The sequence below is a fragment of the Streptomyces sp. HPF1205 genome (assembly GCF_020400825.1).
Lineage (GTDB): Bacteria > Actinomycetota > Actinomycetes > Streptomycetales > Streptomycetaceae > Actinacidiphila.
This window is the reverse complement of record NZ_JAINVH010000013.1, coordinates 77,642-95,082: the sequence shown is the minus strand read 5'-3', so window position 1 is coordinate 95,082 and position 17,441 is coordinate 77,642. Positions and strand designations below refer to the sequence as shown.

The following is a 17,441-nucleotide window of genomic DNA, read 5'->3' as shown; positions in this document are numbered from 1 at the left end:
GGCCATGGCAGACCAGAACCCGGCGGCAGGCGCCTCCACGATGGGCTACGAGCAGGCCCGCGACGAACTCATCGACGTAGTGCGCCGCCTGGAGGCGGGGGGCGCCACCTTGGAGGAGTCCCTCGCGCTGTGGGAGCGCGGCGAGGAGCTCGCCCGGGTGTGCCGCCGCTGGCTGGAGGGCGCGCGTGCCCGCCTGGACGCCGCCCTGGCCGCCGAGGAGGCCGACGAGATCGCCGCCGCGCGCGCGGAGCAGGCGGCGGTGGACGCGGAAGAGGCCGGGCGCGAGGCGGCGGACAGGGGCGAGGCGGAGGGCTGACCGGCCGCACCCCGGGCGGCGAGCCGCGCCCTAGGCGGCGGCCGCATCTCGGGCGGCGACCGACCGCACCTCAGGCGGCGAGCCGCATCCCAGGCGGCGACCGCTCGGCTCCGGGGCCGCCGTCAAGTCGTGCCGCCGGGCTACCGGGCCGCCGTCAGGTCGTGCCGCCGCTCAGCTTCAGGGCCGCCGCCATCCGCTTGAGCTGGGCGTCGGGGGCGGTGCCCAGGACGACGGTGGTCACGTGGGGCCGGCGGTTGACCAGCGCGGTGTAGCGGCCCCCGGTCCAGCGTTCCCAGGTCAGGCCGCCGGCCTCGACGGTGACGCCCGGCTGGCGGTGCGAGGAGAGGGTGACGGAGGAGACGAAGGCGTCGGCGGGGCCGTTGCTCTGCTCGACCGCCACGTACTGCTCCTCGGGGTCGACGAAGCCGATGTGCCAAGTGGTGGCGTGCGGGTCGGCCCCGCTGAAGGTGACGGACGTGGACCGCCACTTCGCGTCCAGGCCCTCGGGGCCGGCGACGGGGTAGGGCGCGACCCGGCGCGCCTGGCCGAGCTCGACGCCGTACGGAACCACCTTGACCGGGTCCGCGTGCGAGTCGTGCGGGATGAACAGGTAGATCACGAAGACCATGACCCCGAGGACCACCAGCGACAGCAGGAGGTCCCGCACCGTCTTGCTGCCGCGTTTGTCTGCTGCCACACCCCTATGGTCCCCCATGCGCGCGCACGCCCCGGCAGCCGGGGGGTGGCCGGGCGGATTCCGGCGCGGCGAGGCGATTCCGGCACGGACGGGGCGATTCCGGCGGGGGACGGCGGGCATACGTCCACTCGTGCGCTCATGTGACAGTCACCCTGCTCATATTGGCGGTTAAACGATAGGGTCACAGCACCCTCATTTCCGGCCGTCCTCGTACAGAAAGGTGCGCTGTGATGACCGAACAGCACTTGCCTCCCGCGCTCGAAGTGAGCCCGGAGGCCCCCGACCGCAACCTGGCCCTGGAACTGGTCCGGGTCACGGAGGCCGCCGCCATGGCCGCCGGGCGGTGGGTCGGCCGCGGTGACAAGAACGGCGCGGACGGGGCCGCGGTGAAGGCGATGCGGACCCTTGTGCACACCGTGTCGATGAACGGGGTGGTCGTCATCGGCGAAGGCGAGAAGGACGAGGCGCCGATGCTCTTCAACGGGGAGCGGGTCGGCGACGGCACGGGTGCGGAGTGCGACGTCGCCGTGGACCCGGTGGACGGCACCACGCTGACCGCCAAGGGCATGCCGAACGCGGTGTCGGTGCTGGCGGTCGCCGAGCGCGGCACGATGTACGACCCCTCGGCCGTCTTCTACATGAACAAGCTGGTGGTCGGCCCGGAGGCCGCGGAGTACGTGGACATCGACGCGCCCACCGACGTCAACATCCGCCGGGTGGCCAAGGCCAAGGGCAGCGCGCCGGAGGACGTCACGGTGGTGGTGCTGGACCGGCCGCGCCACGACCGGCTGGTGCGCGAGATCCGGGAGACCGGCGCGCGCATCAAGTTCATCTCGGACGGTGACGTGGCGGGCGCGATCATGGCGGCCCGGGAGAGCACCGGGGTGGACATGCTGATGGGCATCGGCGGCACGCCGGAGGGCATCATCGCGGCCTGCGCCATCGCGTGCCTGGGCGGCACGATCCAGGGCAAGCTGTGGCCGAAGGACGAGGACGAGCGGCGCCGGGCGCTGGACGCCGGTCACGACCTGGAGCGGGTGCTGCAGACCGGCGACCTGGTCAGCGGCGAGAACGTGTTCTTCGTGGCGACCGGCATCACGGACGGCGAGCTGCTGCGCGGGGTGCGCTACCGCGCGGAGACCGCGACGACCTCGTCGCTGGTGATGCGCTCGAAGTCCGGCACGATCCGGCAGATCGACTCGGTGCACCAGCTGTCGAAGCTGCGCGCGTACAGCTCGATCGACTTCGACCGGGGCTCCCACTGACGGGAGCCGCACGTGCACGCGCGGGTGGCAGGCCGCCGCGTGCACGGCTGTGCGCGGCGGTCTCCCGGTCCCGGCCGATGCCGTTCCCCGGGCCCCGTCACCACGGGGTACGGCCGGCGGGCCGGGAGGCCGCGACGCGCTCAGCCGGCGGCGGCTATCTGGGCCGCGGGGCGCTGCAGTTCGACCTCGCGGCGGCGCCGGCGGGCGAGCACCACCCGCCGCTCGGCGGCGGTCATGCCGCCCCACACACCGTACGGCTCCGGCTGCAGCAGGGCGTGTTCGCGGCACTCCAGCATCACCGGGCATCGGCCGCAAACCCGTTTGGCCGCTTCCTCCCGGGAAAGACGAGCCGCTGTGGGTTCCTTGGACGGGGCGAAGAACAGCCCCGCTTCGTCGCTGCGGCAGGCGGCCTCCGAGTGCCAAGGACCTCCCAGGTCCCGGGGATGGCCCGGCGGCAGGGCGGGGTCCATGACGGGCTCGATCGGTTGAAGCACGGGAAACTCCTGACGACGGCTCGGCGGTTGCCACGCTTGCCCGTCGCCGTCCGGCGTGCGTCCGGGCGGGAGGTGCCGGGGCAGCCGTGCGGCGGCGTGCTCCATCCCCTACCCGCTGTGCGCGACTTCATGCGCACGGTATTCGCCGCTGGTGGCCGGGCCGCACCCCTTGTGACCTGCGAATGGCGTGATTGCGAAGCACAGGTGGCGTACACACGCACCATGCGGTGACCACTGGCTCGCGGCCAGTGGTCCGTACCGGACTTTCGGCCTGCCGTCGGGTGGGGTCCGTACGGTGTCCGGGCAGGGCGCGGGCCGGGCTCCGGGCCGGGTGCGGGCGCCGCCTTGGGCGCGGAATCAGCCCTCGACGCCCTTCTTCGACCAGTCCTTGACCTTCTTGCCGCGCTTGGCCTTGGCCTCCACGCCGCCCCAGAAGGCGAACCCGTCGACGCGGACGACAGGGGCGGAGGGATCGTCGGCCTCGAACGCCTTGATGTCGGAGCCGCCCATGATGCCGACCACGCCGCCGCCGCGCAGCGTCACGTTCTCCGGCAGCTTGATGCTGACGCCGCCCATGATGCAGGTGCAGTGGATGACCAGTTCGGGCGAGGTGAAGGTCGCCTCGGTCAGGTCGATCTCGACGCCGCCGACGATGGCGACCGCGTTGATCTTGCTGCCCACCCGCCAGCGGCCTTTGCGCTCGGCGCCGCCGATGATGCCCACCAGGTTGGGGTTCTCGCCGGTCAGGGCGTAGTCGTGGGAGCGTCCGGCGGCCGGCGCGGACGCCGGGGCGCTCGCGCGGCCCACCGGCAAGTCCCTGACGAGCGGCTCCAGTTCACCCATGGTCTTGGCCGCGTACGTCCTGTCCAGGCGCTCGGAGTGCTCGCTCGCGTCGAGGCGGCCCTCGGCGAGGGCCTCGCGCAGGATGTCGGCGACACGGTCCCGGTCCGCGTCCGAGGCGCGCAGGTCCGCGTCCGAAGCGGGCGCCGAGGTCCGCGCGGGCGTGCTCGCGCCCTGGGCCGCGGCCGACTCGGAAGCCCGCGCGGGCTCGGCCTGTTCCGCCTCGGCGGTGGGCTGCGGGCGCTTCTGGAGCTGCGATTCGTCCACGCGACCACCGTACACAGACGCGATAGATCGCGACTACCCCGAGGATTCCCCTAAGGGTAGGCACCGACGAAGCACCCGGCCCGCGGACGACCGGCCCCGGCGGCCCGCCGGTGAGCCGTACCTCACAGCCGTACCGCACTCGGGCGGAGCACGCGCGCGTTCTACCCTGGATGCGCTTCAGCGACGACGCAGCCGAGTGAGGATTCCCTTATGCCCGAGTTTGTCTATACGGATCTGCTTCCCCTCGGCGAGGACCCCACCCCGTACCGCCTGGTGACAGCCGAGGGCGTGAGCACGTTCGAAGCCGGGGGGCGGACGTTCCTGCGGGTGGAGCCCGAGGCGCTGCGGCTGCTCGCGGCCGAGGCGATGCACGACATCTCGCACTACCTGCGCCCCGCGCACCTCGCCCAGTTGCGCCGGATCCTGGACGACCCGGAGGCGAGCCCCAACGACCGGTTCGTCGCGCTGGACCTGCTGAAGAACGCGAACATCGCCGCGGCCGGCGTGCTGCCGATGTGCCAGGACACCGGGACCGCGATCGTGATGGGCAAGCGCGGCCAGGACGTCCTGACCCGCGGCGGCGACGAGGAGGCCCTCTCGCGCGGCATCTACGACGCCTACACCAAGCTCAACCTGCGGTACTCCCAGATGGCGCCGCTGACCATGTGGGAGGAGAAGAACACCGGCTCCAACCTCCCCGCCCAGATCGAGCTGTACGCCACGGACGGAGGGGCGTACAAGTTCCTGTTCATGGCCAAGGGCGGCGGCAGCGCCAACAAGTCGTTCCTGTACCAGGAGACCAAGGCCGTACTGAACGAGGCCTCGATGATGAGGTTCCTGGAGGAGAAGATCCGCTCCCTGGGTACGGCCGCCTGCCCGCCGTACCACCTGGCGATCGTGGTCGGCGGCACCAGCGCGGAGTTCGCGCTCAAGACGGCCAAGTACGCCTCCGCGCACTACCTCGACCAGTTGCCGGCCGAGGGGTCGGCGGCCGGGCACGGCTTCCGCGACAAGGAGCTGGAGCAGAAGGTCTTCGAACTGACGCAGAAGATCGGCATCGGCGCGCAGTTCGGCGGCAAGTACTTCTGCCACGACGTACGGGTGGTACGGCTGCCCCGGCACGGCGCCTCCTGCCCGGTCGCCATCGCCGTGTCCTGCTCGGCCGACCGCCAGGCGCTGGCGAAGATCACCTCCGAGGGCGTCTTCCTCGAACAGCTGGAGACGGATCCGGCGCGGTTCCTGCCGGAGACCACCGACGAGCACCTGGACGACGACGTGGTGCGCGTCGACCTCAACCGGCCGATGCGGGAGATCCGGGCGGAGCTGACCAAGTACCCGGTCAAGACCCGGCTGTCGCTGTCCGGCCCCCTGGTGGTGGCCCGCGACATCGCCCACGCGAAGATCAAGGAGCGGCTGGACGCCGGCGAGCCGATGCCGGAGTACCTGCGCGACCACGCCGTCTATTACGCGGGGCCGGCCAAGACGCCCGAGGGGTACGCCTCCGGGTCCTTCGGGCCGACCACGGCGGGGCGGATGGACGCCTATGTGGAGCAGTTCCAGGCGGCCGGCGGCTCCATGGTGATGCTCGCCAAGGGCAACCGCAGCAAGCAGGTCACCGACGCCTGCGCCGCGCACGGCGGCTTCTACCTCGGCTCCATCGGCGGCCCGGCCGCCCGCCTCGCCCAGGACTGCATCAAGAAGGTGGAGGTCCTGGAATACCCGGAACTCGGCATGGAAGCGGTCTGGAAGATCGAGGTCGAGGACTTCCCGGCGTTCATCGTGGTCGACGACAAGGGCAACGACTTCTTCACGGACCCCGCCCCGAGCCCGACCTTCACCAGCATCCCCGTGCGCCCGGGGGCGTGAGCGGGCCGCCACCGCCGCCACCGCCGTCACCACTCGCCTCCCTCACCGTCGTCTTCCCGTTCGCCCATTCACCCGTACGGGGACGGGCGGACGGGAACACCCGGGCGGTTCCCCGCCATTTCACAGATATGAGCGAGTTCAGCGAGTTCAGCGGGTTCAGCGGGAGCGGGGACAGCGGCGGCGGCAGCGGCGCCGGGCCGGCGGACGGATCCGGCGCGTTCCGGACCGAGCACGACTCGATGGGCGAGGTGCGGGTGCCGGCCCGCGCGAAGTGGCGCGCGCAGACCCAGCGGGCGGTGGAGAACTTCCCGATCTCCGGGCAGCGCATAGAGCGCGCGCACATCGAGGCGCTGGCCCGCGTCAAGGCGGCCGCCGCGAAGGTCAACGCGGACCTCGGGGTGCTGGACGCGGACGTGGCCGAGGCCATCCAGGAGGCGGCCGGGGAGGTGGCCGCCGGAAAGTGGGACGACCACTTCCCGGTGGACGTCTTCCAGACCGGCTCGGGCACCTCGTCCAACATGAACGCCAACGAGGTGATCGCGACTCTCGCCACCGAGCGCCTCGGCCGCGACGTCCACCCCAACGACCACGTCAACGCCTCGCAGTCGTCCAACGACGTCTTCCCCTCCTCCATCCACATCGCGGCGACCGCGGCCGTCACCCGCGACCTCGTCCCGGCGCTCACCCGGCTGGCGGAATCGCTGGAGGCGAAGTCGGAGGAGTTCGCGGAGGTGGTGAAGTCCGGACGCACCCACCTGATGGACGCCACACCCGTGACGCTGGGCCAGGAGTTCGGCGGGTACGCGGCCCAGGTGCGGTACGGGGTGGAAAGGCTGCGTGCCGCGCTGCCCCGGCTGGCCGAGCTCCCGCTGGGCGGCACCGCGGTGGGCACGGGGATCAACACCCCCAAGGGGTTCCCGCAGGCGGTGATCGCCGAGGTCGCGCGGGCCACCGGGCTGCCGCTGACCGAGGCGCGCAACCACTTCGAGGCACAGGGCGCGCGGGACGCGATCGTGGAGACGTCCGGCCAGCTCAGGACGATCGCCGTGGGCCTGACGAAGATCGCCAACGACCTGCGGTGGATGGCGTCGGGACCGCGTACCGGGCTGTCCGAGATCAGCCTGCCCGACCTGCAGCCGGGCTCGTCGATCATGCCGGGCAAGGTCAACCCGGTGATACCCGAGGCGGTGCTGATGGTGGCCGCCCAGGTGACCGGCAACGACGCGGCCATCGCGGCGGCGGGCGCGGCAGGCAACTTCGAGCTCAACGTGATGTTGCCGGTGATCGCGCGCAACATCCTGGAGTCGGTGCGGCTGCTGGCCAACGTCAGCCGGCTGCTGGCGGACCGCACGGTGGACGGCATCACCGCGCACGCCGACCGCGCCAGGGAGTACGCCGAGTCGTCCCCCTCGGTGGTCACCCCGCTGAACCGCTACATCGGGTACGAGGAGGCGGCGAAGGTCGCCAAGAAGGCGCTGGCCGAGCGGAAGACCATCCGGCAGGCGGTGATCGAGGGCGGTTACGTGGAACGCGGCCTGCTGACCGAGAGCCAGCTCGACGAGGCGCTGGACGTGCTGCGTATGACCCACCCGTAACACACGGCTCATAAGCTCTGTTCATGACAGCCGATACCGACACTAAGGTCCCGGACGGGACCGCTTCCGACCCGGCAGGTGACATCTCGCTCACGAACGACGACAACGACGCTCGGGCGGGCGGCGGCCGCGCCGCCCCCCAGGACGGCCCGCCGGGCGGGTACTGGGCCCCCGGCGCCCAGGTGCTGTGGCGCTACCGGGGCAACGGCAGCGACGAGGTGCACATCTGCCGCCCGATGACCGTGGTGCGCGACGGTCCGGAGCTGCTGGCGGCCTGGATGGCCCCGGGCACGCCCTGCGTGCGGCCGGTCCTCGTCGACGGCACGCCCGTCCACCGCGAGCCGCTGGCCAGCAGGTACGTCAAGCCGCGCGAGCCGCGGGTGGAGCAGTGGTGGGGCACCGGCGTGCTCAAACTGGCCCGTCCGGGTGAGCCCTGGTCGGTCTGGCTGTTCTGGGAGCAGGGCTGGCGGTTCAAGAACTGGTATGTGAATCTGGAGGAGCCACTGCGCCGCTGGTCGGGCGGGGTGGACTCGGAGGACCACTTCCTGGACATCGAAGTCCGGCCGGACCGGCGGTGGCACTGGCGCGACGAGGACGAGTTCGCTCAGGCCCAGGCCGACGGGCTGATGTCCGCGGACCTGGCCGCCCGGGTCCGCGTGGCCGGGCAGCGGGCGGCGGCGGCGATCAGGTCCTGGGACTCGCCGTTCCGGGACGGCTGGGAGGACTGGCGGCCGGACCCTTCGTGGCCGGTCCCGGCGCTGCCGGCCGACTGGGACAGGCCGGGCGTCTGATACGCCCGAGCCCCTTGTTGCGTCCCTGACCGGCAACCGTAGGATCGTGCCCCACGACACTGCACAAACGTCCACGGGCGCCTAGAGTTTGACGCTACGTCAAACCCCTGTCACCAGCCAGCCGACGCCCTGCCCGTGGCGTCACACGCCAAGCCGAACAGTCAGGGAGGCCCTGAGCAGTGGGAACCGGCGACTACGAGCATGCTGGGGTGCGCCGCGCCGACCGCGGCGCGGTCCCCCATGCCGATGGTCCGCGACGGGACCGGGCCGGCCAGGCCGAGGCGTTCGACGCCATCGGCGACCGCTACGACGAGGCCTTCCCGCACAAGGAGGGCCAGATCGCGGCGGGTGCCTGGCTGGCCGCGTCCCTGGGCCCCGGGGCGCGCGTGCTGGACCTCGGCTGCGGTACGGGGCTGCCGACCGCCAGGCAACTGGCCGACGCGGGGCTGCGCGTCACCGGCGTGGACCTGTCCGCCGGAATGCTGGCCCTGGCCCGGGAGAACGTGGCCGGGGCCACGTTCCTGCAGGCCGACATCGCCGACCTCATCGAGGGCGGCCCGCTGGCCGCCGCGAGCTTCGACGGCGTGGCCGCCTTCTTCTCCCTACTGATGCTGCCGCGGCCGGAGATCCCCTACGCCCTCGGGGCGATCAGGGACCTGCTCAAACCGGCCGGGCTGATGGCGCTGTCAATGGTCGAGGCGGATGTGGATGATGTGGCGATCCCGTTCCTCGGTAACACGATCCGGGTATCGGGTTATCTACGGGACGAACTGCACCATGTGGTGGCGGACGCGGGTTTCGACGTGATCAAGGAGGATTCGTACGCCTACGCGCCGGCGAGCACCGACGTGCCGCCGGAGGAGCAGATCTTCCTCTACTGCCGACGTGCCTGACCTGACCAGGCCCGAGCGCCGCCGCACGTTACCGGGCGAGGGCGCACCGACGGATGGAACGACGCGCGTGACCAGCGATCCGCCACCACCGACCCGCCCGCCTGCCGCGCCGGCCCCGGACCCGCGCGGCGGTTTCGCCGTGCCCCCCGACGGCCCCCCCGAGCCGCCGCAGGAGCCGCGCGCGGACCTGCCCGGGGACCCGCCCGCAGACGCCGCCGAGGATCCCGGACCGGGCTGCCCCTCCGCCCCCGCCGCGGGCGAGGACGACGCCCACAGGACCCACGAGGCCCAGCGCTCCGCCCAGGGCGGGCGGGCCCGCTCGCACGAACAACCGGGCGGTCGCGGGGAAGGGGCGTACGAGGGTGAACAGGGGGCGTACGGTGGAGCGCACACACATGACGGTGTCACCCGCGCGGCCCAGCAGGAACCGGGCAGCCGGGCGGGCGCGCCGCAGCCGTACCGCACCGACCAGCCCTACCCCGAGCCGCCGTACACCGATCAGCCCTACCCCGACGGGCCGTACCCGGACCGGCCGTACTCCGAACGGCCCTACGGGAGCGACCAGTCCTACCGCACCGACCAGCCGTACCCGGATCAGCCCTACCGCACCGACCAGCCCTACCCCGAGCCGCCGGCCGCGCCCGTGGTCCAGCCGCCGTACGACGTTCCGTCGCCGTACGACCTGGGGCCGCCGCTGCCGTCGGTCCCGGCGCACGGAAGCGGCTGGGCTCCAGGAGAGGGGAGCGAGACCTTGGCGTCGTTCGTGAGCACGCCGCCGCGGGGCACCCCGCCCGTGGTGCCCGGCCACCCGGGGGACGAGGACTCCACCGGGCTGCGGATCCCGATGCCCGTGCAGACCGGTCCCGAGGCGGACCGGCTGCGCTACGTGGGCGCCGCGACCCGGCGCATCGCCCGCGGCCTGGACCTGGACGAGATCCTGCTGGGCCTGTGCCGCTCGGCCGTGCCCGCGTTCGCCGACGCGATCCTGGTCTACCTGCGCGACCCGCTGCCGGTCGGCGACGAACGCCCGTCCGGGCCGCTCCGGTTGCGGCTGCGCCGCGCGGACGGCGGCCTCGACGACCCCGGCGACCAGCCCGAGGACGCCCCGGTGGGGGCCAACCCGCTGCTGCCGGCGCTGGAGGCGGGCTACGGCTCGGAGACCATCGCGGTGCTGCTCGACGGCCCGCTGGCCGAGGTGCTGCGCGGGGTGCGGCCGGTGTTCGCCGACTCGGTGCGGGCGGCCGGCGCCCTGTCCGAGCTGCTGGGCCACCCGGAGTCCGCGCTGCCGACCGGCCGCCGGGCGCTGCTGGCCCCGCTGCGCGGCAGGCGCCGGGTGATCGGGGCCGCCGTACTGCTGCGGCGCACCGACCGCCCGCCGTTCGAGAGCGACGACCTGCTGGTCGCCGCCCAGCTCGCCACCCACACGGCGCTGGGCGTGGACAAGGCCGTGCTGTACGGGCGCGAGGCGTACATCGCCGACGCCCTGCAGCGCGAGATGCTGCCGGACTCGCTGCCGCAGCCCACCGGTGTGCGACTGGCCAGCCGCTACCTGCCGGCCGCCGAGTCGGCCCGGGTGGGCGGCGACTGGTACGACGCGATCCCGCTGCCCGGCAGCCGGGTGGCGCTCGTGGTCGGCGACGTGATGGGCCACTCCATGACGTCCGCGGCGATCATGGGCCAGCTGCGTACCACCGTCCAGACGCTGGCCGGCCTCGACCTGGCGCCGCAGGAGGTGCTCTACCACCTCGACGAGCAGGCCCAGCGACTCGGCCAGGACCGCATGGCGACGTGCGTGTACGCGGTGTACGACCCGATCGCGCACCGGCTGGTGGTGGCCAACGCCGGTCACCCGCCGCCGGTGCTGCTGCACGCGGACGGGCTGGCCGAGGTGCTGCGGGTGCCGCCGGGCGCCCCGATCGGTGTCGGCGGCGTGCCGTTCGAGGCGGTCGAGCTGCCCGCGCCCACCGGGGCGACGCTGCTGCTCTACACCGACGGCCTGGTCGAGTCGCGCAGCCGCGACGTGTGGGGCGGTATCGAGCTGCTGCGGGAGCGGCTGCACGACGCGGCGAGCGTGGTCTCCCCGCCGCCGCTGGAGCCGCTGTGCGACGAGGTGCTGGAGATCCTCGGGCCGGGCGACCGGGACGACGACATCGCGCTGCTGGCGGCGCGGTTCGACGGGATCGCGCCGAGCGACGTCGCGTACTGGTTCCTGGAGCCGCAGGCGCAGACCGCCGGCCGGGCCCGCCGCCTGGTCCGCCAGGCGCTGCGCCGCTGGGACCTGCACGAGCAGCTCGACGCGGCCGAACTCCTGGTCAGCGAGATCGTCACCAACGCCGTACGGTACGCCGAACGGCCCATCACCCTGCGGCTGCTGCGGACCGACGTCCTGCGCTGCGAGGTCGGGGACGACGCCCCGCTGCTGCCGAGGATGCGGCACGCCGCACCGGAGGAGGAGGGCGGCCGCGGGCTGTACCTCGTCAACCGCATGGCCCAGCGCTGGGGCGCCACCCGGCTGGGGGCGGGGAAGGTGGTGTGGTTCGAGCTCCCGCTTCCGTAGGGGGCGGGACCCTCCGGGGGGGTGGGTCCTGTTGTTGCGGGACCTTGCGGTTTGTTGTGGTTGCGCGCGCCCACGCGGCGGCAGCCGCATATCGAATGCAGCCCCGCGCCCCTGTTGGGTGCCCTCTGCGCGGCGGCGCCCTCTGCACGGGGCACGCCCTCCGCGGGCGGCGCCCTCCGCGCGGGCGGGCCTGGCCCCCGAAGGGGTGAGTTTCTGTTCGCGCGGGACCTTGCGGTGCGTTGTGGTTGCGCGCGCCCGCGCGGCGGCAGCCGCATATCGAATGCAGCCTCGCGCCCCTTCGGGGCACGTCCTCCGCGGGCGGCGCCCTCTGCGCGGGGCACGTCCTCCGCGGGCGGGGGCTGTTGGGGGGTGTCATCGTTGGGGGGAGAGGCAGGGGTGCAGGCGCAGTCCCGGGGCGTGTGAGGTGAGAGCCCGCGCCTCGGGGCTGCATGTTCGTGGGCGGGCGTGGTGGTGTCCGTAGGTATACACACGATGTATACGCGTGATGTAGAGTGCTCGGCATGTCAATCGGGCACACCCTGCTCGGACTGCTGGAGTCCGGGCCGCGCCATGGTTACGACCTGAAGCGCGCATTCGACGAACGCTTCGGGCACGACCGGCCGCTCGCGTACGGCCAGGTCTATTCGACGATGGCCAGGCTGCTGAAGAACGGCCTGGTCGAGGTGGACGGCATCGAGCCCGGCGGCGGCCCCGAGCGCAAGCGGTACGCCATCACGGAGGCCGGCATCACCGATGTGGCGGCCTGGCTGGCGCAGCCGGAGAAGCCGGAGCCGTATCTGCAGACCACCCTCTACACCAAGGTGGTGCTCGCGCTGCTGACCGGTCGCTCGGCGGCCGACCTGCTGGACACGCAGCGGGCCGAGCACCTGCGGCTGATGCGCGAGCTGACCCGGCGCAAGTCCGACGGGGACCTGGCCGACCAGCTCATCTGCGACCATGCGCTGTTCCACCTGGAGGCGGACCTGCGCTGGCTGGAACTGACGGCGGCCCGGCTCGACCAGCTCGCCACGGAGGTGCTCGCATGACGGCCCGCACACCCGCGCCGCCGCCGGACCTGCTGGTCGCCGCGGACCTGCGCAAGTCCTACGGCCGCACCAGCGCCCTGGACGGCGCGAACCTGAGCGTCCGGTCCGGGGAGGTCGTCGCCGTGATGGGCCCGTCCGGATCCGGCAAGTCCACGCTGCTGCACTGCCTGGCCGGGATCGTCCGGCCCGACGAGGGCCGGGTGCGCTACCGGGGCCAGGACCTGTCGGCCATGTCCGACGGGGAACGCAGCGCCCTGCGCCGCAGCGACTTCGGCTTCGTCTTCCAGTTCGGCCGGCTCGTACCGGAGCTGACCTGCCTGGAGAACGTGGCGATACCCCTGCGGCTGAACGGCGTCCGGCGCCGCGCGGCGGAGGCCGAGGCCGCGCGGTGGCTGGAGCGGCTGGAGGTCGCCGATGTCGCCGGGCAGCGGCCCGGGGAGATTTCCGGCGGCCAGGGCCAGCGGGTCGCGGTGGCGCGCGCGCTGGTGGGCGGGCCCCGGGTGATCTTCGCCGACGAGCCGACCGGCGCGCTGGACTCGCTCAACGGCGAGCGTGTGATGCGGCTGCTGACCGACGCCGCGCGCGACACCGGAGCCGCCGTACTCCTGGTCACCCACGAGGCGCGGGTGGCCGCGTACTCCGACCGGGAGATCGTCGTGCGGGACGGGAAGTCTCGCGACCTGGAACGAGTGGCATGAGGACGCCCCATGACGTGCGGGAGGCGGCCGGCTCCGGCTCCCGCCCCGGGCCGGCCGTCTCCCCCCGCGGCTGGACCCGCGACTGGGCCCGTGACCTCGGCCTGGGGCTGCGGTTCGCGGCGGGCGGCGGGCGCGAGGGCTGGGTGCGCACACTGCTGACCGCCGTCGGCGTCGGGCTCGGGGTGGCGCTGCTGCTGCTGGCATCCGCGGTGCCGGCCATGATGAACACCCGCGACGGCAAGCGGGTGGCCCGCGACTACTCCTCGACCGGCTACCTGGCGCGTCCCACCGACAGCACGCTGCTGGCCGCCGACGCCACCACCACCTTCCACGACAAGACCGTTCTCGGCACGCTGTTCCAGCCCGAGGGCCCCCAGGCCCCGCACCCGCCCGGCACTCGCGCCCTGCCGGCCCCCGGGCACATGCTGGTCTCCCCCGCCCTGAAGAAGCTGCTGGCCACCTCGCCGCTGCTGCGCGAGCGCCTGCCGTACACCGTCAGCGGCACGATCGGGAAGGCCGGGCTGATGGGTCCGGCCGAGCTGTACTTCTACGCGGGCGTCACCGACCTCACCGCCCGCGACGCCGACTACCGGCACGGGAACGCCGACCGCATCGCCGGTTTCGGCCACCACAGCAACTCCCAGGTGATGGGCCCGACCTTCGACCTGCTGCTCGTGGTCGTGGTCGTCGTACTGCTGCTGCCGGTCGCGGTGTTCAGCGGTACGGCGGTACGGCTGGGCGGCGAGCGGCGCGACCGCAGGCTGGCCGCGCTGCGGCTGGTGGGCGCCGACATGGGCGCCGTCCGGCGCATCGCCGTCGGGGAAGCCCTGTTCGGCGCGGTGCTCGGGCTGCTGCTGGGCGGTGTGTTCTTCCTGGCCGGCCGCGAACTCGCCGGGCGCATCGACCTCGGCGCCCTCGTCGAGGGCATCAGCTTCTACCCGTCCGACATGACGCCCGGCACGGCGCTGACGCTGCTGGTGGCGCTCGCCGTGCCGGCGGCCGCGGTGGCCGTGACGGTGCTGAGCCTGCGCGGCACGGCCGTCGAACCGCTGGGCGTGGAGCGGCAGGGCCTGCCGCGGCGGCGCCGGCTGTGGTGGCGGCTGACCGCCCCGGCGCTCGGCCTCGCGCTGCTGGCCCCGCTGTTCGGCACGGTCAAGGCGGACGCGACGCTCAACGAGTACCAGGCCGCCGCCGGCGTGGTGCTGCTGCTGGCCGGGGTGACCGCGATCCTGCCCTGGGCGGTGGAGCGTGCCGTCGGGCACCTGCGCGGCGGCCCGGTGGCCTGGCAGCTCGCCGTCCGCCGGCTGCAGTTGAGCAGCGGCGCCTCGGCCCGCATGGTCAACGGCGTCACCGTCGCCGTGGCCGGGGCGATCGCCCTCCAGATGCTCTTCGGGGCCGTCGGCGGCCGCTTCAGCGCCGCCACCGGTGAGGACACGAGCAGGGCGCAGGCGGCCCTCTACGCCGACGTCACCGGCGGCGGGCAGGCGCGGAGCTACTTCGCGGCCGTGGCCGGCACGCCCGGTGTCACGCGGGTGTACGGGCACGTGGACGGGCTCGCCACCCAGCCGGACGCGGCCCGCCTGCGGGGCGCGCCCGATTACGCCCGGCTGCCGGTCCAGATCGGCGACTGCCCGGCGCTGCGGCAGATGGCGCGGATCACCGCGTGCGGCCCCGGCAGCGTGTTCCTGGTGCCCCCGACCGGCCAGATGGAGGACCCGACGACCACGTCCTGGATGCGGCAGTACGTGCGGCCGGGCGGCCACCTCGACCTCAACGTGCCCGTCTCCGACTCGTACACCGGCACACCGAAGCCGTGGACGATCCCGCCGGCCGCCCGCACGGCGGTCGCGCGGGCCGACCCGGAGGGCATGACGGACTGGGGGGTGCTGGCCACCCCGCAGGCCCTGGACGCCGGACGGCTGACCGCCCCGAGCGCCCGCGTCCTGGCCGTCCTCGACCCGCACCGGCCCGACGCGATCGAGTACCTGCGCAACACCGGCGCCCGTCTGGGCCCCGGCGTGAACGTGCAGAGCCTGCGCGACACGACCACGCTCGGCGGTTACGTCCAGCTGCGGCGCGGGCTGTTCGCCGGGGCCGCCGTGACGATGGCGCTGCTCGGGGTGAGCCTGCTGGTGTCGGTGCTGGAGCAGTTGCGGGAGCGCAAGAAGATGCTCGCGGTGCTGGTGGCCTTCGGTACGAGGCGGTCGGCGCTGGCCTGGTCGGTGCTGTGGCAGGCCGCGGTGCCGGTCGCCCTCGGGCTCGCGCTGGCCTGCGCGGGCGGCCTGGGCCTGGGCGCGGTCCTGCTCGCCATGGTCGGCGAGCCCTTCCACGCCGACTGGGCGAGCGTGGCCACCATGTGCTGCATCGGCGGCGGTGTGGTGCTCGCGGTGACGCTGCTCAGTCTGCCGCCCCTGTGGCGGCTGATGCGGCCGGACGGGCTGCGCACGGAATAGGACCGCCGGGCGGTCCGGGCCGCCCGGCCGTGGAGTGCGGCGGCCCAGCGGCCGGCTACGGCAGCAACTGCCCCGTCGGGCCGGTGGCGGCCTCCGGCTCGGCGGCGGCGGACCGGTCGCGCGCCTCCCCTGGCTCGCGGTCCTCCGCGGCCTCCTCGGACCCCGCCTCGGCAGCCGGGCCGGTGTTCCGTACGGCCGCGGCGCCCTCCGCGGCGGGGACCGCGGCTGCGACCGTGGCCGGGACCGGGGCGGGCGCGACCGCGACTGCCGCGGTTCCGTAGATCTGCTCCGCGGCGCGGGCGGCGGCCAGTTGCCGCGAGTACGCCCGCAGGTAGCCCACCACCGTGTTGCCGACCGCGACCAGGGGGACGGCCACGACCGCCCCGCCGATGCCGGCGACGAGCGAGCCGGCGGCCACGGACAGGACCACGGCCAGGGGGTGGACCCGCACGGCCCGGCCGAGGATGAACGGCTGCAGGATGTGCCCCTCGATCTGCTGGACGGCCAGCACCACGCCCAGGACCACCAGCGCGGTGATCGGCCCCTCGGTGACCAGGGCGACCACGACGGCCATGGCGCCGGACGTCACCGCGCCGACCAGGGGAACGAAGGAGCACAGGAAGATGACGACGGCGAGCGGCACGGCCATCGGCACGCCGAGGAAGAAGATGCCCACGCCGATGCAGATGGCGTCGATGAGGGCGACGAGGACGGTGCCGCGCACGTAGTGGGTGAGGGTGCGCCAGGCGCGCGGCCCGGCCCCGGCCAGGCCCTCGCGGGCGGGTTCGGGGAAGAGCTTGAGCACCCAGTTCCAGATGTTGGGGCCGTCGTAGAGCAGGAACAGCGTGCTGAACATCGTCAGCAGCATGCCGGTGAGGAACTCGACGAGGAACGTGACGCCCTGCAGGCCGGCGTCGGTGAGCTGCTTGGTGTTGTGGCTCAGGGCGTTGCTGAGGTTGTCCGCGACCTGGTTGATCTGGTCGTCGGTCACATGGAAGGGGCTGTTGAGCAGCCACTTCTTGCCCTCGGCGATACCGTCCTGGAGGCTGCTGGACAGGTTGTCGATGTTGTCCATCACCTGCCAGACGACGAACCAGCCGACCAGGCCGATGATGACGAAGCCGCTGACGCACACGATCGCCGTGGCCAGGCCCCTGGGCACGCCGGCCCGTTTGAGGCGGGCGACGAACGGCTGCAGCAGCGCGGTGATCAGCAGCGCGGCGGCGAAGGACAGGACGACCAGCTGGATCGCGCCGATGACGCGCATCAGCACCCATACCGTGCCGGCCAGGATGAGCAGCCGCCAGCCGATCTCGGCGGCGACCCGCATGCTCCACGGGACGACGGTCACCGGGTCGGTGACGGGAACGGCGCGCGGCGCGGGAACCGTCGCGGCGGCCGTGCGAGCGGCCACCGCGGGCGGGGCGGAAACGGGTTCGGCGGCCGCCTCGGTCGTGGAAACCGTTCCGGCGGCCGCCGTTCGCTCGTCGTCGACGCCGTCGACGGCGGGCGGTGCGTCGAGAGGGTCCAGGGCGGAGCGCCGGTCGGCCGCGTCGCGCGCGGTCACCCGCGCGTGGCGTTCGTCCAGCCGGGTGGCGAGGTTGGCCAGTCCGGCGGCGAGGGCGGAGCTCCAGTGGCGCTTGTCCGGCATGTGCTGGCTCTC

14 protein-coding genes are annotated in these 17,441 nt (G+C 73.4%); 10 read left to right on the top strand and 4 right to left on the bottom strand.

Annotated features, from left to right (window positions below; translation table 11 throughout):
• Positions 1–4 precede the first annotated feature (4 nt).
• Entirely contained in the window at positions 5–316 is a 312-nt protein-coding gene (locus K7G61_RS16965; RefSeq protein ID WP_225847707.1) for an exodeoxyribonuclease VII small subunit, read from the top strand.
• Between the two features lie 154 nt (positions 317–470).
• Here the strand turns inward: K7G61_RS16965 and K7G61_RS16960 are convergent, their stop codons facing one another.
• Positions 471–1,013, bottom strand: a complete 543-nt coding sequence (locus K7G61_RS16960) for a DUF4245 domain-containing protein (protein WP_308190645.1) — start codon at positions 1,011–1,013, stop codon at positions 471–473.
• Positions 1,014–1,243: 230 nt separating this feature from the next.
• On the opposite strand from K7G61_RS16960, the gene glpX reads away from it, so the two are divergent.
• Positions 1,244–2,278, top strand: coding sequence for a class II fructose-bisphosphatase (gene glpX / locus K7G61_RS16955; protein ID WP_225847704.1), 1,035 nt, complete (start codon positions 1,244–1,246; stop codon positions 2,276–2,278).
• 140 nt (positions 2,279–2,418) lie between these two features.
• On the opposite strand, the gene K7G61_RS16950 is transcribed toward glpX, so the two are convergent.
• Positions 2,419–2,748, bottom strand: a complete 330-nt coding sequence (locus K7G61_RS16950) for a WhiB family transcriptional regulator (protein ID WP_225847790.1) — start codon at positions 2,746–2,748, stop codon at positions 2,419–2,421.
• Between the two features lie 381 nt (positions 2,749–3,129).
• Complete coding sequence (locus K7G61_RS16945) at positions 3,130–3,879, bottom strand: DUF1707 domain-containing protein (RefSeq protein ID WP_225847702.1); 750 nt, start codon at positions 3,877–3,879, stop codon at positions 3,130–3,132.
• Positions 3,880–4,089: 210 nt separating this feature from the next.
• Between K7G61_RS16945 and K7G61_RS16940 the strand changes: the two genes are divergently transcribed.
• From K7G61_RS16940 to K7G61_RS16905, 8 genes are all read left to right on the top strand, one after another.
• On the top strand, positions 4,090–5,745 hold the full coding sequence (locus tag K7G61_RS16940) for a fumarate hydratase (protein WP_225847701.1): 1,656 nt from the start codon (positions 4,090–4,092) through the stop codon (positions 5,743–5,745).
• Positions 5,746–5,873: 128 nt separating this feature from the next.
• Positions 5,874–7,340, top strand: a complete 1,467-nt coding sequence (locus K7G61_RS16935; protein ID WP_225847700.1) for an aspartate ammonia-lyase — start codon at positions 5,874–5,876, stop codon at positions 7,338–7,340.
• Positions 7,341–7,363: 23 nt separating this feature from the next.
• Entirely contained in the window at positions 7,364–8,131 is a 768-nt protein-coding gene (locus K7G61_RS16930; RefSeq protein WP_225847698.1) for a DUF402 domain-containing protein, read from the top strand.
• A 209-nt stretch (positions 8,132–8,340) separates the two neighbouring features.
• Entirely contained in the window at positions 8,341–9,024 is a 684-nt protein-coding gene (locus tag K7G61_RS16925; RefSeq protein WP_225847789.1) for a class I SAM-dependent methyltransferase, read from the top strand.
• A 67-nt stretch (positions 9,025–9,091) separates the two neighbouring features.
• The gene (locus K7G61_RS16920; protein WP_225847697.1) at positions 9,092–11,581 is read left to right on the top strand and encodes a SpoIIE family protein phosphatase; all 2,490 of its coding nucleotides are present in this window, start codon (positions 9,092–9,094) and stop codon (positions 11,579–11,581) included.
• 521 nt (positions 11,582–12,102) lie between these two features.
• Positions 12,103–12,627, top strand: a complete 525-nt coding sequence (locus K7G61_RS16915) for a PadR family transcriptional regulator (protein ID WP_225847696.1) — start codon at positions 12,103–12,105, stop codon at positions 12,625–12,627.
• A complete protein-coding gene (locus K7G61_RS16910) occupies positions 12,624–13,325 on the top strand; it encodes an ABC transporter ATP-binding protein (RefSeq protein WP_225847694.1) in 702 nt (233 codons plus the stop codon). Before K7G61_RS16915 ends, K7G61_RS16910 begins: the two co-directional genes overlap by 4 nt.
• A complete protein-coding gene (locus K7G61_RS16905; protein WP_225847693.1) occupies positions 13,322–15,778 on the top strand; it encodes an ABC transporter permease in 2,457 nt (818 codons plus the stop codon). The genes K7G61_RS16910 and K7G61_RS16905 overlap by 4 nt, the downstream gene beginning before the upstream one ends.
• Positions 15,779–15,833: 55 nt before the next feature.
• Here K7G61_RS16905 and K7G61_RS16900 read toward each other — a convergent pair whose 3' ends face one another.
• Entirely contained in the window at positions 15,834–17,429 is a 1,596-nt protein-coding gene (locus K7G61_RS16900) for an AI-2E family transporter (RefSeq protein WP_225847692.1), read from the bottom strand.
• Positions 17,430–17,441 lie beyond the last annotated feature (12 nt).

What these genes read in the sequence shown, in the direction of transcription:
- K7G61_RS16965 (WP_225847707.1), top strand. Translation starts at nt 5, where the DNA reads ATGGCAGACCAGAACCCGGCGGCAGGCGCCTCCACGATGGGCTACGAG.
- glpX (WP_225847704.1), top strand. Translation starts at nt 1,244, where the DNA reads ATGACCGAACAGCACTTGCCTCCCGCGCTCGAAGTGAGCCCGGAGGCC.
- K7G61_RS16950 (WP_225847790.1), bottom strand. Translation starts at nt 2,748, where the DNA reads ATGGACCCCGCCCTGCCGCCGGGCCATCCCCGGGACCTGGGAGGTCCT.
- K7G61_RS16940 (WP_225847701.1), top strand. Translation starts at nt 4,090, where the DNA reads ATGCCCGAGTTTGTCTATACGGATCTGCTTCCCCTCGGCGAGGACCCC.
- K7G61_RS16935 (WP_225847700.1), top strand. Translation starts at nt 5,874, where the DNA reads ATGAGCGAGTTCAGCGAGTTCAGCGGGTTCAGCGGGAGCGGGGACAGC.
- K7G61_RS16930 (WP_225847698.1), top strand. Translation starts at nt 7,364, where the DNA reads ATGACAGCCGATACCGACACTAAGGTCCCGGACGGGACCGCTTCCGAC.
- K7G61_RS16915 (WP_225847696.1), top strand. Translation starts at nt 12,103, where the DNA reads ATGTCAATCGGGCACACCCTGCTCGGACTGCTGGAGTCCGGGCCGCGC.
- K7G61_RS16910 (WP_225847694.1), top strand. Translation starts at nt 12,624, where the DNA reads ATGACGGCCCGCACACCCGCGCCGCCGCCGGACCTGCTGGTCGCCGCG.
- K7G61_RS16905 (WP_225847693.1), top strand. Translation starts at nt 13,322, where the DNA reads ATGAGGACGCCCCATGACGTGCGGGAGGCGGCCGGCTCCGGCTCCCGC.
- K7G61_RS16900 (WP_225847692.1), bottom strand. Translation starts at nt 17,429, where the DNA reads ATGCCGGACAAGCGCCACTGGAGCTCCGCCCTCGCCGCCGGACTGGCC.